General features: G+C 70.6%; 13 protein-coding genes. 2 read left to right on the top strand and 11 right to left on the bottom strand.

All coding sequences use genetic code 11. From position 1 onward, the window contains the following. The 4 genes from JHAT_RS28555 to JHAT_RS28540 all read right to left on the bottom strand — a co-directional run. On the bottom strand, positions 1-772 hold a 772-nt coding region (locus tag JHAT_RS28555), incomplete at its 3' end, for an MAB_1171c family putative transporter (protein ID WP_171991102.1). Next, positions 763-1,206 (bottom strand): hypothetical protein, encoded by a 444-nt coding sequence (locus JHAT_RS28550; protein WP_253195638.1) that lies wholly within the window; start codon positions 1,204-1,206, stop codon positions 763-765. The genes JHAT_RS28550 and JHAT_RS28555, both read right to left, overlap by 10 nt. A gap of 898 nt (positions 1,207-2,104) precedes the next feature. Continuing rightward, the gene (locus tag JHAT_RS28545) at positions 2,105-3,457 is read right to left on the bottom strand and encodes a class I SAM-dependent RNA methyltransferase (protein WP_077801163.1); all 1,353 of its coding nucleotides are present in this window, start codon (positions 3,455-3,457) and stop codon (positions 2,105-2,107) included. A gap of 78 nt (positions 3,458-3,535) precedes the next feature. After that, positions 3,536-5,599 (bottom strand): APC family permease, encoded by a 2,064-nt coding sequence (locus tag JHAT_RS28540; RefSeq protein WP_077801162.1) that lies wholly within the window; start codon positions 5,597-5,599, stop codon positions 3,536-3,538. Positions 5,600-6,118: 519 nt separating this feature from the next. Here JHAT_RS28540 and JHAT_RS28535 point away from each other — a divergent pair. Both JHAT_RS28535 and JHAT_RS28530 read left to right on the top strand, forming a co-directional pair. Continuing rightward, the gene (locus tag JHAT_RS28535) at positions 6,119-6,790 is read left to right on the top strand and encodes a TrkA family potassium uptake protein (protein ID WP_077801161.1); all 672 of its coding nucleotides are present in this window, start codon (positions 6,119-6,121) and stop codon (positions 6,788-6,790) included. Further along, entirely contained in the window at positions 6,790-7,467 is a 678-nt protein-coding gene (locus JHAT_RS28530; protein ID WP_077801160.1) for a TrkA family potassium uptake protein, read from the top strand. The genes JHAT_RS28535 and JHAT_RS28530 overlap by 1 nt, the downstream gene beginning before the upstream one ends. A gap of 67 nt (positions 7,468-7,534) precedes the next feature. Here JHAT_RS28530 and JHAT_RS28525 read toward each other — a convergent pair whose 3' ends face one another. From JHAT_RS28525 to JHAT_RS28495, 7 genes are all read right to left on the bottom strand, one after another. After that, positions 7,535-8,374 (bottom strand): DUF3159 domain-containing protein, encoded by an 840-nt coding sequence (locus JHAT_RS28525; RefSeq protein ID WP_077801159.1) that lies wholly within the window; start codon positions 8,372-8,374, stop codon positions 7,535-7,537. Positions 8,375-8,377: 3 nt separating this feature from the next. Continuing rightward, positions 8,378-8,776 carry an OB-fold nucleic acid binding domain-containing protein gene (locus tag JHAT_RS28520; protein WP_077801158.1) on the bottom strand — a complete coding sequence of 133 codons (399 nt, stop codon included), beginning with the start codon at positions 8,774-8,776 and terminating at the stop codon, positions 8,378-8,380. A 172-nt stretch (positions 8,777-8,948) separates the two neighbouring features. Then, positions 8,949-9,641 carry an ABC transporter ATP-binding protein gene (locus tag JHAT_RS28515; RefSeq protein ID WP_077801157.1) on the bottom strand — a complete coding sequence of 231 codons (693 nt, stop codon included), beginning with the start codon at positions 9,639-9,641 and terminating at the stop codon, positions 8,949-8,951. A 115-nt stretch (positions 9,642-9,756) separates the two neighbouring features. Further along, positions 9,757-10,983 carry an alginate lyase family protein gene (locus JHAT_RS28510; protein ID WP_107482048.1) on the bottom strand — a complete coding sequence of 409 codons (1,227 nt, stop codon included), beginning with the start codon at positions 10,981-10,983 and terminating at the stop codon, positions 9,757-9,759. 207 nt (positions 10,984-11,190) lie between these two features. Next, positions 11,191-11,943 carry a DUF3710 domain-containing protein gene (locus tag JHAT_RS28505; protein ID WP_077801155.1) on the bottom strand — a complete coding sequence of 251 codons (753 nt, stop codon included), beginning with the start codon at positions 11,941-11,943 and terminating at the stop codon, positions 11,191-11,193. Position 11,944: 1 nt separating this feature from the next. Next, positions 11,945-12,496, bottom strand: coding sequence for a dUTP diphosphatase (gene dut / locus JHAT_RS28500; protein WP_077801154.1), 552 nt, complete (start codon positions 12,494-12,496; stop codon positions 11,945-11,947). After that, positions 12,493-13,077: a PaaI family thioesterase gene (locus tag JHAT_RS28495; protein ID WP_077801153.1), complete on the bottom strand. Its 585-nt coding sequence runs from the start codon at positions 13,075-13,077 to the stop codon at positions 12,493-12,495. The genes dut and JHAT_RS28495 overlap by 4 nt, the downstream gene beginning before the upstream one ends. Positions 13,078-13,128 lie beyond the last annotated feature (51 nt).

Below are 13,128 nucleotides of genomic sequence, written 5' to 3'. Positions count from 1 at the left end.
GAGTGAGTTCGTGGTACATACGGCGATGGCGTGCTGTCGACCGCACCCTGGTGACGACCTGCGCGAAGGCCGAGTAACAGATTCCGACGAGCGTGACCCCCATCGCCCAGTCGGACAGGGACCAGTTGACGGCGTTGAACACCTCGTGCGATCCGGGTTCGTCAAAGCGCAGCGCGACCAGGATGATCCGGTTGACTGAGGTCACGGCCAGCCCGAGGAGCCCCACAGCCGTGATCCGTAGGCCGACCCCGAGGTGCTGGGCCGCTTTCCGGGCATAGCGCAGTGCCCACCGGCCGGCCGCCAGATATGCGTAGAGGAAGTAGACATTGCCGACCAGATAGAACAAGGCGATGGGCGGCTCCGCCATATAGGGGGTTGCCAATGAGTGACCCCGCCGCGCCGCCGGCGTGGCGGCCATGGTGGCCACCATGGTGATCAGTACGCCACAGAGAAGCCCGGTGTTCGACCGCAGATGCCGACGGTAGGCACCGTCGACGCCACGCGCGGAGGACGCGAAGAACAGATTGAGGGCGCACAGGCCTGACATGTAGATCGCGTTGAACGCCACCTTGCCCGCCCCCGTAATCGTGGCCCTGTCGATCGCGCTGTTGATCCCGGGAATGCTCAGGATTTCGCCGCCCAGCAACAACAGCAGGCAGAGGACGAGAAGGCGCAACACCCGGTCGCGCGGGGCACGCGCCAGGTCGACGCCCTTCCACAGCACCCCGATGCCGAGCAGGATGATCAGAGGTATCTGGAATGTCACATCCACCCCCAGCGGGAGTGGAGCGCGTTACGCAGGGGACCGAGGGAGGGGTCCTGCGAGTCGCGGGGAGTGACCTGGTTCAGCACGGAGGCCCACTCCAGGATGATGGTCGCCACCAACTCGGCCTCGCGTTCGGATTCCTCACCGTATCCGGAGCGCCGCAGCATTCTGGTGATGACGTCCTGGTGGATGTCGGGCACTGCCGCCTGCCACACCCCGCCCTCGGCCTCGCCACCCGGGTGGTCGGCGAGTATGTGGCTTATCTCGTGCAGGATGATGTGGTCCTGGTGCGACGGACTGGTCTCCTGCTGGTAGAAAATATAGTCCGCAGTGCCCGTGGCGACCCACAGACCGAAGGGACCGGGTACGGGCAGCGGGAACGGAACCAGGCTGATGGGGCGGTCGCGATACTCACCCAGACGCCTGCACAGTTCGCGCACCTGGAGCGGCGGTTCAATATCAAGACTTCTGAGTAAGCGTCTGCATTTCCTTCTCAACCTTCGTTCATTCAAAGCTGTGTCCCAGATCATAGGTCTGCTGACACACGCGCGTCCCGCATGCGTGACTCCAGGGAGCGACCGCGTGGAGGCTGCACCTGCCCCACCTTGATCCTTGTCATACACCCCGGCTAGGGCAAGGATCGGATGGCTCCGAAGCGGAGGTTGACGCAAAATGTGAGGTTGACGCCCGTACAGAGCATGTCCGAGGTGCCCCGTATCACGACCCGGTCGATCGTGCCGCCCTGAGAGACGCTGGTGGCGGCCAGGTGTTCGGCGAGCGTGGAACTGGTTGGGGCCCCGCGTCGGTTGGTCGCCAACCTGCCTGGCGTGGGCGTTTCTCGGGGTCACGTTGCCACAGAGCCGTGTCAAGAGCGCCCAGGCGAGCTCGGTTCCGTTCGGCTCGGCGGCTGAACAGCCGGCGGCCCCGGGCAGGGGAACGTGTCGACGCCGAAAGCGACGTGGACGACTCCCGACCAAGGGTGTCCCGCAAACGATCGCGGAGTCACGGACAGAACTCCTCGACGGGCTGAGGGCAGACTCAGCCGGTGGCTTGTTAAGTACCCGGGAACGGGCGAACTCGGCGAGAGTCCGGAAGTCGTCCTCGCGCAGGCCGATCCGCAGGTTGACGTGGCAGAGAAGGCCACGTGCACGGTGGGGGCGGCCGAGTACGCCTGCTCCAGGTCGCTCTGTTCGTCGTCCACTCACGCGACGGGACGGCCGTCGCTGTGCCGGCCGCGGCCACGGGCTTTCCCGACCTGGCAAACCCTTGACGTCATGCACCCACGGAGGCCTGTCGGCGCGAGCCACCCCCGACCTGAAGAATCAGTGACGCATCAGGTCAGACGCCTTTTGCTGCGGGCTCCAAAATCGCCACGCACTCCACGTGCGAGGTCATCGGGAACAGATCGAACACCCGCAGCGTCCGCACCCGGTACCCCCCGTCCCGGAAGTACCCCAGGTCCCGGGCCAGCGCGGCCGGGTCGCAGGCCACGTAGGCGATCCTCCGGGCGCCCAGCGACGACAGGTGCTGCACCGTCCTGCGTCCCGCGCCCGCGCGCGGCGGGTCCAGGACGATCAGGTCGACCTCGGTGATCCCGGTGCGCGGCAGGACCGCCTCGACCTTGCCCTGCTCGATCCGCACGCGGTCGAAGCCGGCGAGGTTGTGCCGGGCGTCCTCGACGGCGCGCTTGCCGGACTCGATGCCGAGGACCGCGCCCTCGTCACCGAGGCGGTCGGCGAGGGCGCCCGCGAAGAGGCCGACGCCGCAGTACAGGTCGAGGGCCGTCTCGCCCTTGCGGGGCAGCAGGCCCTGCATGACCGCCGTGACCAGGGTGTCGGCCGCCTTCGTGTGGACCTGCCAGAAGCCGCCGCTGCCGACGCGGTAGGTCCGGCCGTCCGCGCGTTCGCGGACGAAGGGGCGGCCGTGGACGCGGTGGACACCGCCGTCCTTCTCCCCGACCCGCATGACGGAGACCGGGCGGTCCAGCTCGACGATGGGCAGGCGGGCGCCCGGCTTCGGGGTCAGGATGACCTGCCGGTCCTGGGAGCCGCTGGCCGCGATCGCCTCGACGGACTCCATGCCCGTCCAGTCGCGCCGCTCGATGCCCAGCTCGCTGACGCCCTCGGCGGCGATCATGCAGTGGTCGATCGGCTGCACCTCGTGCGAGCGGTGCTTGCGCAGGCCCGCGCGGCCCTCGTCGTCCACGGCGTACTGCACGCGCGTGCGCCACGACGGGACCTGCCCTGCGGGCACCTTGTCCCCCTCGGCCGGCATCACCGTGCCGTCCCAGCCGGCCTCCTCCGGGGTGAGGCCCGCCAGGCGCCTCAGCTGCTCGGCGACGACCTCGCCCTTCAGCCGGCGCTGGGCGCCCGGCTTGGCGTGCTGCCAGTCGCAGCCGCCGCAGCGGCCGGGGCCGGCGAAGGGGCAGGGTGCCTCGATGCGGTCCTTGGAGGCGTCCAGGATCTCGACGGCGTCGGCGCGCAGGAACCGCGCGCCCTCCTCGCCCTCCGTCACCCGGGCCACGACCCGCTCACCGGGCAGCGCGTGCCGGACGAACAGCACCTGCCCCTCGGACGTGCGGGCGATGCAGTGGCCGCCGTGGGCGACGGGGCCGATCTCGACCTCGTACTCCTCCCCCACCAGGGACACCGCGGCCGGTTCCGCCTGCGACTTGTTCGGTTCTGCCTGCATGGCGGGATGACTCCAGAGAACGGGACGACGGGAGACGGACGCCGGAAGGCGCACGGCGAAGGACAACAGCCGACCAGTCTACGTGGACGGCGAGGAGTCCTTCGACCGGTCGTGGTGCGCCGGACCGCGCCGGACCGCGCCGGGCGCGTTCCAGTCCTGCTGCCTGCGGGCCCGCCGCTTGGCCGCCTCGGAGGACTCCAGCTGGTAGGGGACGGAGGTGACCATGACCCCGGGGGTGAACAGGAGCCGACCCTTGAGGCGCAGCGCGCTCTGGTTGTGCAGCAGGTGCTCGTACCAGTGGCCGACCACGTACTCGGGGATGATCACGGAGACCGCGTCGCGCGGCGACTCCTTGCGCAGGCCCTTGACGTATTCGATGACCGGCCGGGTGATCTCGCGGTACGGCGAGTCCAGCACCTTCAGCGGTACGTCGATGCCGCGCCGCTCCCACTCGTCGCGCAGCGCCTTCGTCTCCGCCGGGTCGACGTTGACGCTGAGCGCCTCCAGGGAGTCCGAGCGCAGCAGCTTGGCGTAGGCGAGGGCGCGCAGGGTGGGGCGGTGGATCTTGGAGATCAGGACGACGGAGTGGACGCGGGAGGGCCGGACCAGATCGTCGCCGGGGGGCTCCGTGGGGTCCTCGGGGGCCGCGATCTCCTCGGCGACGCGGTCGTAGTGCTTGCGGATCGCCGTCATCGTCGCGAAGAAGATGCACATGCCGAGCAGGGCGACCCACGCGCCGTGCGTGAACTTCGTGGCGAGGACGACGACCAGCACCAGTCCGGTGAAGAAGGCACCGAAGGCGTTGATGGCGCGCGAGCGGATCATGTGGCGCCGCTTGGCCTGTTCCTTCTCCGTGGCCAGGTGGCGGTTCCAGTGGCGGACCATGCCGACCTGGCTGAGCGTGAAGGAGACGAACACGCCGACGATGTAGAGCTGGATCAGGCGGGTGGAGTCGGCGCCGTAGATGACGACGAGGAGCACGGCCGCGCCGGCCAGGAGCACGATGCCGTTGGAGAAGGCCAGCCGGTCGCCGCGGGTGTGGAGCTGGCGCGGCAGGTAGCGGTCCTGGGCGAGGATCGAGCCGAGCAGCGGGAAGCCGTTGTAGGCGGTGTTCGCGGCGAGGAAGAGGACCAGCGCGGTGGCGGCGGCCAGCAGGATGAACAGGAAGCTGCCCTCGCCGAACACGGCCTCGGCGACCTGGGAGATCACCGGGTGCTGGACGTAGTCCGCGCCGACGGCGACGCCGTTGTGGAACAGGTCGGCGGCCGGGTTCTCCGCCATCCGGACGTGGGTGGCGGCGGCCAGCGCGATGATGCCGCAGAACATGGTGACGGCGAGCAGGCCCATCATCGAGAGCGTGGTGGCCGCGTTCTTCGACTTGGGCTTGCGGAAGGCCGGGACGCCGTTGGAGATGGCCTCGACGCCGGTGAGCGCGGCACAGCCGGAGGAGAAGGCCCGCAGCAGCAGGAAGACCAGTGCGAAGCCGGCCAGGCCCTGGTGCTCCGGTTTGATCTCGTAGTCCGCGGTGGGCGCGCGCATGCTGTCCCCGAGCACCACGCCCCGGAACGCACCCCACGCGATCATGATGAAGACGCCGCCGACGAAGACGTACGTCGGGATCGCGAAGAGCTTGCCCGACTCCTTGACGCCGCGCAGGTTCATCAGCGTCAGCAGCACGATCACGGCGACCGCGCAGAACACCTTGTGCTCGACGACGAACGGGATCGCGGAGCCGAGGTTCTCGATGCCGGAGGAGATGGACACGGCGACGGTCAGGACGTAGTCGACCAGCAGTGCGCTCGCCACCGTCAGGCCGGCCTTCGGCCCGAGGTTGGTGGTCGCCACCTCGTAGTCGCCGCCGCCGCTCGGGTAGGCGTGCACGTTCTGCCGGTAGGAGGCGACCACGGTGAACATCAGCACGACGACCGCGACGGCGATCCAGGGACTGAAGTGGTACGCCGACACGCCCGCGATGGACAGGACCAGCAGCACCTCGCCGGGGGCGTAGGCCACGGAGGACAGCGGGTCGGAGGCGAAGACGGGAAGGGCGATGCGCTTCGGCAGGAGCGTTTCCCCCAGCCGGTCACTGCGCAGTGCGCGCCCGATGAGAATCCGCTTGGGCACGTCGGTCAGTTTGGACACAACAGAGGATCGTAAGCGCTCGAACGGGTGCCCGCCCACCCGCCACCCCCGATCTGTCCGCCGTCTGCTCTACGGGTGAATTCGGGGGGTGCCGCGGCTGCGGATTCCGTAGGCTGCGGGGCCGCCGTGCCTATATGACAAACACCGCGTGATTCCCGGCCGTTGCCCGCCCTGGAGGTTCCATGCATCTGAGCGCAGAGCTCGTCGGCGGCGCCGTCACGCTCGTCGGCCTCGGAATCCTGACTCTTGCCAGCATCCGCAGCATCGGCCGCCGGGGGTCGTCCGCCGAGGGGTGAGGCGGCTCGTGCGGACCCCGCGGGCTTGCCGATACGTTGGGCAGGTGGCGGAGGGGCCGCGGCTCCACGGGCCCCTAGGGGCGTCACCGTCGGCGGTCACCGGCATGATGTTCCCCTGCGGCCCGCACACTGGCCGCTCCATGTCGCCAGGCGAGCCGAAAGAGAGACATGAGCACGACATCCACTAAGGTGGCAGTGCCCGTAGGAAGCGCGGTGTGACGCGATGCATATTGTCATCATGGGCTGCGGGCGTGTGGGTTCCGCTCTCGCCCAGACCCTGGAGCAGCAGGGGCACACGGTCGCCGTGATCGACCAGGACCCCACCAGCTTCCGCCGTCTGGGCTCCTCGTTCGGCGGCCGCAGGGTCACCGGCGTCGGCTTCGACCAGGACACCCTGCGCGAGGCGGGCATCGAGGAGGCCGGCGCCTTCGCCGCCGTCTCCAGCGGGGACAACTCGAACATCATCGCCGCCCGGGTGGCCCGCGAGATGTTCGGCGTGGAGAACGTCGCCGCCCGCATCTACGACCCCCGCCGTGCCGAGGTCTACCAGCGTCTCGGCATCCCCACGGTCGCCACCGTCCGCTGGACGGCCGACCAGATGCTGCGCCGGCTGCTGCCCTCGGGCGCCGAGCCGCTGTGGCGCGACCCCACCGGGGGTGTCCAGCTCGCCGAGGTGCACACCTCCTCGGCCTGGGTCGGTCACAAGATCAGCCGGATCCAGGAGGAGACCGGCGTGCGGGTGGCGTTCGTCACCCGGCTCGGGGAGGCGATCCTGCCCTCCTCGCAGACCGTGCTGCAGGAGGGCGACCTGGTGCACGTGATGATGCGCACCGACGAGGTCGACAAGGTCGAGGCGGCGTTCGCCGAGGGTCCCGAAGAGGAGGGCGGTCACTGATGAGGGTCGCCATTGCCGGAGCCGGCGCGGTCGGCCGTTCGATCGCGGGCGAGCTGCTGGAGAACGGCCACGAGATCCTGCTCATCGACAAGGCGCCGACCGCGATCTCGGTCGAGCGCGTGCCGATGGCGGAGTGGCTGCTCGCCGACGCGTGTGAGATCACGTCCCTGGACGAGGCGGCGCTCCAGCGCTGCAACGTCGTCATCGCCGCGACCGGCGACGACAAGGTCAACCTGGTCGTGTCCCTGCTGGCCAAGACGGAGTACGGCGTGCCGCGCGTCGTGGCCCGGGTGAACAACCCGAAGAACGAGTGGCTCTTCAACGAGTCCTGGGGCGTGGACGTCGCCGTCTCCACCCCGCGTCTGATGTCGGCCCTGGTCGAGGAGGCGGTGAGCGTCGGCGACCTGGTCCGGCTGCTGCGCTTCAGCCACGGCGACGCCAACCTCGTGGAGCTGACGCTGCCGGAGGAGTCCGCCCTGGCCGGCACCCAGGTCGGGGACGTCCGGTGGCCCGAGGACACCTCGCTGGTCACGATCATCCGCGGCACCCGGGTGCTGACGCCGTCCCAGGAGGACTCCCTGGAAGCGGGTGACGAGCTGCTGTTCGTGGCGGCGCAGGCCCGCGAGGAGCAGCTGGAGGACCTGCTGTCGGCGCGGCGGACCGACGCCCGGGGCTGACGGCTGCGACGCGGTACGACGGTGGGGGCGCCCGGAGAGATCCGGGCGCCCCCACCGTCGTGTTCCGTCACGCCTTGCGGTGCCTGCCGCCGCGCGGGTCGGCGGCGCCGCTCTCGCCGTCCGCGGGATGCGGCAGGGAGCCGGAGCCGGAGTCGGCGGACTCGCCGACGAGCTCGGCCGTGTGCTCCCGGCCGGGCGCCTCGCCCCCTGCCTTCTCCTTCTCGGCCTTCTCCGCCGCCTCCATCTCCGCGAACACGTCGATGGGGGCCGGCGCCTTCGCCAGGAAGACCCAGGTCAGCCAGACGGCGAGCAGGAAGGGCGGGATCTTCAGGATGACCAGGACCCAGCCGAGCTGCTCGGTGTCCGCCCACCAGTACAGCGGGAAGAGGATCGCGCACTTGGCGAGCAGGATCAGGCCCCAGGCGTAGCTCGCCTTCGCGTACGCCTTCTTGCGGCCCGGGTTACGGGTGCGCCAGGAGAGGTTCTCCTTGAAGACCGGGCCGAGGATCAGGCCGATCAGGGGCACTCCGGCCAGCGTCGTGACGATGTACGCCAGGGCCAGGCCCAAGGTGTAGAGCATGCCGGGGAGATAGAAGTTCTTGGCGTTGTCGGTCATCATCGCGAAGACCACGCCGAAGGCGACCCCGAAGACGCCGCTGAAGGCGTGCTTGACGGTGTCCTTCATCACCAGCCGGACCGCGACCAGGACCAGCGACACGGCCAGCGCCGCGATCGCCGACAGGTGCAGGTCGCTGTTGATCGTGAAGATGGTGACGAACAGGAGCCCCGGCAGCACCGTCTCGACCATGCCCCGCACGCCGCCGAACGCTTCGAACAGCGCGGCCTCCGTCACCGCCCGGGCGTCGTGCGCCTCCGTGTCTTCGGTCGGCTTGTCGAGCGACGTCACCGGCTACTCCCGTCCGAGGGGTCTCAGTTCGTATTTCGGGTTGAAGAGCACCCGGCGGCCCCGGCTCATGGAGACCCGACCCGATGCGATGAGCTTGCGCCCCGGCTCTATGCCCACGATGGAGCGTCTGCCCAGCCACACCACGTCCAGGGCGGCGGAGCCGTCGAAGAGCTCGGCCTCCAGGGCCGGGACGCCCGCACGCGGACGCAGGGTGACCGTGCGCAAGGTACCAGTAACCGTGACGATCTGCCGGTCCTGACAGTCCCCGATGCGCGTGCAGCCGGCGGTGTCGGCGTCCTCCCGGAGCTCCTCCGACTCCAGGTCCTCCTGCGAGGAGGAGAGCCGGTCGAACATGCGCCGGAAGCGGCCCACCGGCTTGCCGGAACGAGGAGCAGCACTCATACCTGAAGCGTACCGGGGCACGACGACAGCCATGAACCCCGTCGGGGCCCGTCCTGGAGCAAGCCCCCACGGTTCGCTTCCCGAAGCGGTGTCCTGTGCCGAGACCGGCGACGGGAGGCCGCGGAGGCGCGGGGTCCGCCTCCGGTTCGGAGCGGTGGCGTCCCACGCGGCGTCACCGCTCGACGATCTCCCCGTCCCGCAGTTCCAGCACCCGGTCGGCGAGGTCGAGCAGCGTGGCGTCGTGGGTGGCGACCAGGGCGGTGACCCGCTCGCTGTGGACGACGGCCCGCAGCAGCTCCATCACGGCGTGGCCGGTCTCGGCGTCCAGCTGGCCGGTGGGCTCGTCGGCGATCAGCAGCGCGGGGCTGTTGGCCAGGGCGCGGGCGATGGCGACCCGCTGCTGCTGGCCGCCGGACAGCTCGCCGGGCCGCTGGGCGGCGTGGTCGGCGAGGCCGACCAGGGAGAGCAGCAGCTCGACGCGCTCGTCGCGCTCGCGCGGCGGGGTCCGGCGCAGCCGCATCGGCACGCCCACGTTCTCGGCCGCGGTGAGGATCGGGATGAGCCCGAAGGACTGGAAGACGAAGCCGACGCGGTCGCGGCGCAGTGCCAGCAGCCCGTCCTCGTCCAGCTCCGCGAGGTCGCGGCCGTCGACCGCGACGCGCCCGGCGTCCGGTGCGTCGAGGCCGCCGACGATGTTGAGCAGCGTGGTCTTGCCGGAGCCGGACCGTCCCTTGAGGGCGACCAGCTCGCCGCGCGGCACCTCGAAGGAGACGCCGCGCAGGGCGTGGACGGCGGCGGTGCCGTGGCCGTACGACTTGTGCACGTCCTCGACGCGCACCATGGTCTCCGTCACCACGTGCGGCATGACGTCCGCCCTCCCCGTGTTCCCCGCGTCCCGGGTGCTCCCGTGTCCCCGGGTGCTCCCGTGTCCCCCGCGACCGGACGTCAGTATCGCCGTCCGACGCCCGGTCGATCAACGGTCAGGCGGGATTGTCCCCGTGGGTGAGGGTCTCCCAGGCGACGAAGAGGTTGTTGGTGCCGGAGGGGCGGGTGCGTTCGGTGAGCGCCTGGGTGTTGGTCATGGCGTGGCCGAGCCGGTTGTGCAGGGCGTTGTAGCCGACCTCGGTGACCGGGCCGAGCCCGAGGTGCAGGGAGCCCTTGCAGAGCCAGCTCGGGACGGCCGCACCCTGCTCGTACTTCGCCTGGAAGCCGAGGGCGTGCCGCAGCCGTTCGCCGACGTCGGTGCCGTACAGGTCCTGGCCCTGGATGCGGCTGGTCTCGGCGATGTGCGAGAGGGAGGAGACGCCGTAGCCGGTGTGCGTGAAGTCGCGGCAGGTCTCCTGGGTGAGCCCGGTGACGAAGGTGGACTGCCCCTGCCAGTACGTGACGATCTTGTCCCGGGTGTCGAGGTTCTGGGCGGGCACGGTCTTCGGCAGGGGCCCGTCGGACTCCAGGTACACGTAGGCGGCGGCGCGGGTGCGGAACTTCGCCATGGCCTTGTCGTAGGAGGCGCGGTCCTCCAGGAAGACGGAGATGCCGACGGCGGCCTCCATCATCGTCAGCTCCCAGTTCCCGTTGGAGTGGGAGCCGTTGATGATCTCGGGCAGGTAGACGTCGCGCAGCATGCCGGCGAAGCGGCCGGAGCCGGACCAGCCGCCGCCGTAGGTGTGCCGGACGATCTCGGCGGCCTTGGCCCAGGAGGAGCCGGCCCAGCCGGTCTGCAGGGGCGCGTTGCTGTTGGTGTGGTCGCGGATCACGGCCGACCAGGCGTCCATCAACTGGATGGACTTCTTCGCGTACCGCTCGTCGCGGGTGACGTACCAGGCGAGGGCCTGGGTGTAGGCGGCGATGGCGTCCTCGCGCTCGTCGGTGCAGCCGAGGTTCGGGTGGGAGTAGGAGCCGCACTCGACGACCGCGCGGGGCTTGGGGGTGCGGTTCAGGTCGGCGTACTTGCTTGCCATCATCCGGTCGAAGGCGGTCTTCCAGGGCTGGGCGCCGGCGTCGACCTCGGCGCGGACGAAGTCGAGCTGGCCCCGGGAGACGGTGACTCCGGGATGGACGAAGGCGGCGGGAGCGGCGGCGGGGGTCTCGGGTGCGGCCGGGGCCCCGGGGGCGGCCTCGGCGTGCTGCGCGGCCGGCTGCGCGAGGACACCGGCCGCGACGAGGGCGGCGGTGGCGGTCGCGAGGAGGGGGGTGCGACGACGCATGACGACTCCGTTCATATGAGTGAACGCTGTACGTTGACATGAACATTGACCGGAGCATGACCGTAGGTCCGGACCAATGCGCCGTCAAGGGGCCGCGCACCACGGGCACGGGAGAGGCACACGCGAGGGCCCGGGGCGGGCGCACGCGAAGAGGGGCCGCATCCCCGGTGGGATGCGGCCCCTCGAAGCCGTTCGGCCGAGTCGTGCCTACCGGACCTCGGTGATCTCCGGTCCGCGCTGGAGCTGGCCCATGCCGCCGGAGAAGCGGGAGCCCTCCTCCTGCTGGACGCCCTCGGGGACCATCTGCGCGTCGTTCGGCAGCTTGAGGACGATCGGGTCGCGGGGGGCCATCGGGCCGTCGCCGCGGACCACGACCGTGTCCCGGAAGATCTGCTCCAGCAGACCGGCGGCCTGCGGCTGCACCGCGCCCTGGCCGGAGATCACTCCGCGCAGGAACCAGCGGGGGCCGTCCACACCGACGAACCGCACGACCTGGAAGCCGCCCGTGCCGTCGGGCAGCTGCACCGGCACCTGGGCCCGCAGCTCCCAGCCCAGCGGGCCCTCGACCTCGTCGACGATGCCACCCTGTTGGGTGATGCCGGAGCCGATCTCCTCGCGCACCTCGCCCCAGATGCCCTCGCGCTTGGGCGCGGCGAAGGCCTGGAGCTGGATGGCGCTGTCGCGCAGCACGACCGTGGCGGCGACGATCGCGTCGCCCGCGACCTCGACGCGCAGTTCCATGCCGTCCACGCCGGGGACGAACAGGCCGCCCAGGTCCACCCGGCCCTCGCCCGGGTCGCTGACCTCGGTGCTGTCCCAGGGCCCGTCGGGCCGCGGTCCGGGTTCGAGCCGCACGCGCTCGCGCCCTTCGTCCGCCTCGGTGTCGACGCTGTCGACGACCTGCTCGGCCTCGCCGGCCGCGTCCTCGGCGGCATCCCTCTTCTTGCGACGTCCGAACACGTCACTGTCCTTCCCGGTCGGATACGACCGAAGCGTATCGATTCCCACCCGTCGGGTCGCCCTCGGCGACCTGACCGCTTGTGCCGCTCGCACGGTCCGTCCCGGCGTGACCGCCGGTGGACCCGAAGCCCCCTTCGGCCCGCGCCGATCCCGGAAGTTCCGCGACCGGACGGAAGCGGACCCTCTCGACCTGCTGGACGACCAGTTGGGCGATCCGGTCGAAGCGCTCGAACCGCACGCTCTCGCGCGGGTCGAGATTCACCACGATCACCTTGATCTCTCCACGGTACCCGGCATCGATCGTCCCCGGGGCATTCACGAGGGCGACACCGAAGCGGGCGGCCAGACCGGAACGCGGGTGCACGAAGGCCGCGTACCCCTCGGGGAGCGCCACAGACACGCCGGTGGGCAGAACGGCCCGTTCCCCGGGGGCCAGTTCGCAGTCCACGGTGGTGCGCAGGTCGGCTCCGGCGTCGCCGGGCTGCGCGTACGCGGGCAGCGGCACGTCCGGGTCGACGCGGCGGAGGAGGACGTCCAGGGGTTCGCGGCTCACGGGTTCACCTCGAAGGCGCGGGCGCGGCGGAGCTGGTCCGGGTCGTCCATGGCGGCGCGGATCTCCTCCTCGCGGCCGTTGTCCACGAAGTGGTCGATCTTGACCTCGATGAACACCGCGTCGGCGCGGACGGCGACGGGGCCGTCCGGGCCGCCGATGCGGCCGGTGGCGGTGGAGTAGATCTTCCGGCCGGCCGTCGCGGTCGCCTCGGCCTCCAGGTACAGCGTGGTTCCCACGGGCACGGGCCGCAGGAAGTCGGTCTCCAGCCGGCCGGTCACCGCGATGGTCCGCAGCAGCCAGTTCAGCGAGCCGAGGGTCTCGTCCAGGGCCGTGGCCAGCACGCCGCCGTGCGCCAGGCCGGGGGCGCCCTGGTGGGCGGGCTGGACGGTGAACTCGGCGGTGATCGCCACGCCTTCGCCGGCCCGCGCCTGCAGGTGCAGTCCGTGCGGCTGGTCGCCGCCGCAGCCGAAGCACTGGCCGTAGTGCGCGCCGAGCAGTTCGCCGGGGGCGGGCGCGTCGGGGTGCCGTACGGGTTTCACGGCGTCGGCGGGGGGCTGAAGAGCCGGGGAAGTACCACTCACAGGCGCAGACCTTACCCGCGCGTCGGCCGATCGCCGATACCGTGCCAAGCT

It is taken from the genome of Streptomyces sp. JHA26, assembly GCF_002005565.1.
Classification (GTDB): Bacteria; Actinomycetota; Actinomycetes; order Streptomycetales; family Streptomycetaceae; genus Streptomyces.
The sequence above is the reverse complement of the archived record's forward strand: the minus strand, read 5'-3'. Positions and strand labels throughout refer to the sequence as shown.

Excerpts from the sequence above, each read along its gene's own strand:
- JHAT_RS28545 (WP_077801163.1), bottom strand. The coding sequence starts at position 3,457 with ATGCAGGCAGAACCGAACAAGTCGCAGGCGGAACCGGCCGCGGTGTCC.
- JHAT_RS28535 (WP_077801161.1), top strand. The coding sequence starts at position 6,119 with ATGCATATTGTCATCATGGGCTGCGGGCGTGTGGGTTCCGCTCTCGCC.
- JHAT_RS28530 (WP_077801160.1), top strand. The coding sequence starts at position 6,790 with ATGAGGGTCGCCATTGCCGGAGCCGGCGCGGTCGGCCGTTCGATCGCG.
- JHAT_RS28520 (WP_077801158.1), bottom strand. The coding sequence starts at position 8,776 with ATGAGTGCTGCTCCTCGTTCCGGCAAGCCGGTGGGCCGCTTCCGGCGC.
- JHAT_RS28515 (WP_077801157.1), bottom strand. The coding sequence starts at position 9,641 with ATGCCGCACGTGGTGACGGAGACCATGGTGCGCGTCGAGGACGTGCAC.
- JHAT_RS28510 (WP_107482048.1), bottom strand. The coding sequence starts at position 10,983 with ATGCGTCGTCGCACCCCCCTCCTCGCGACCGCCACCGCCGCCCTCGTC.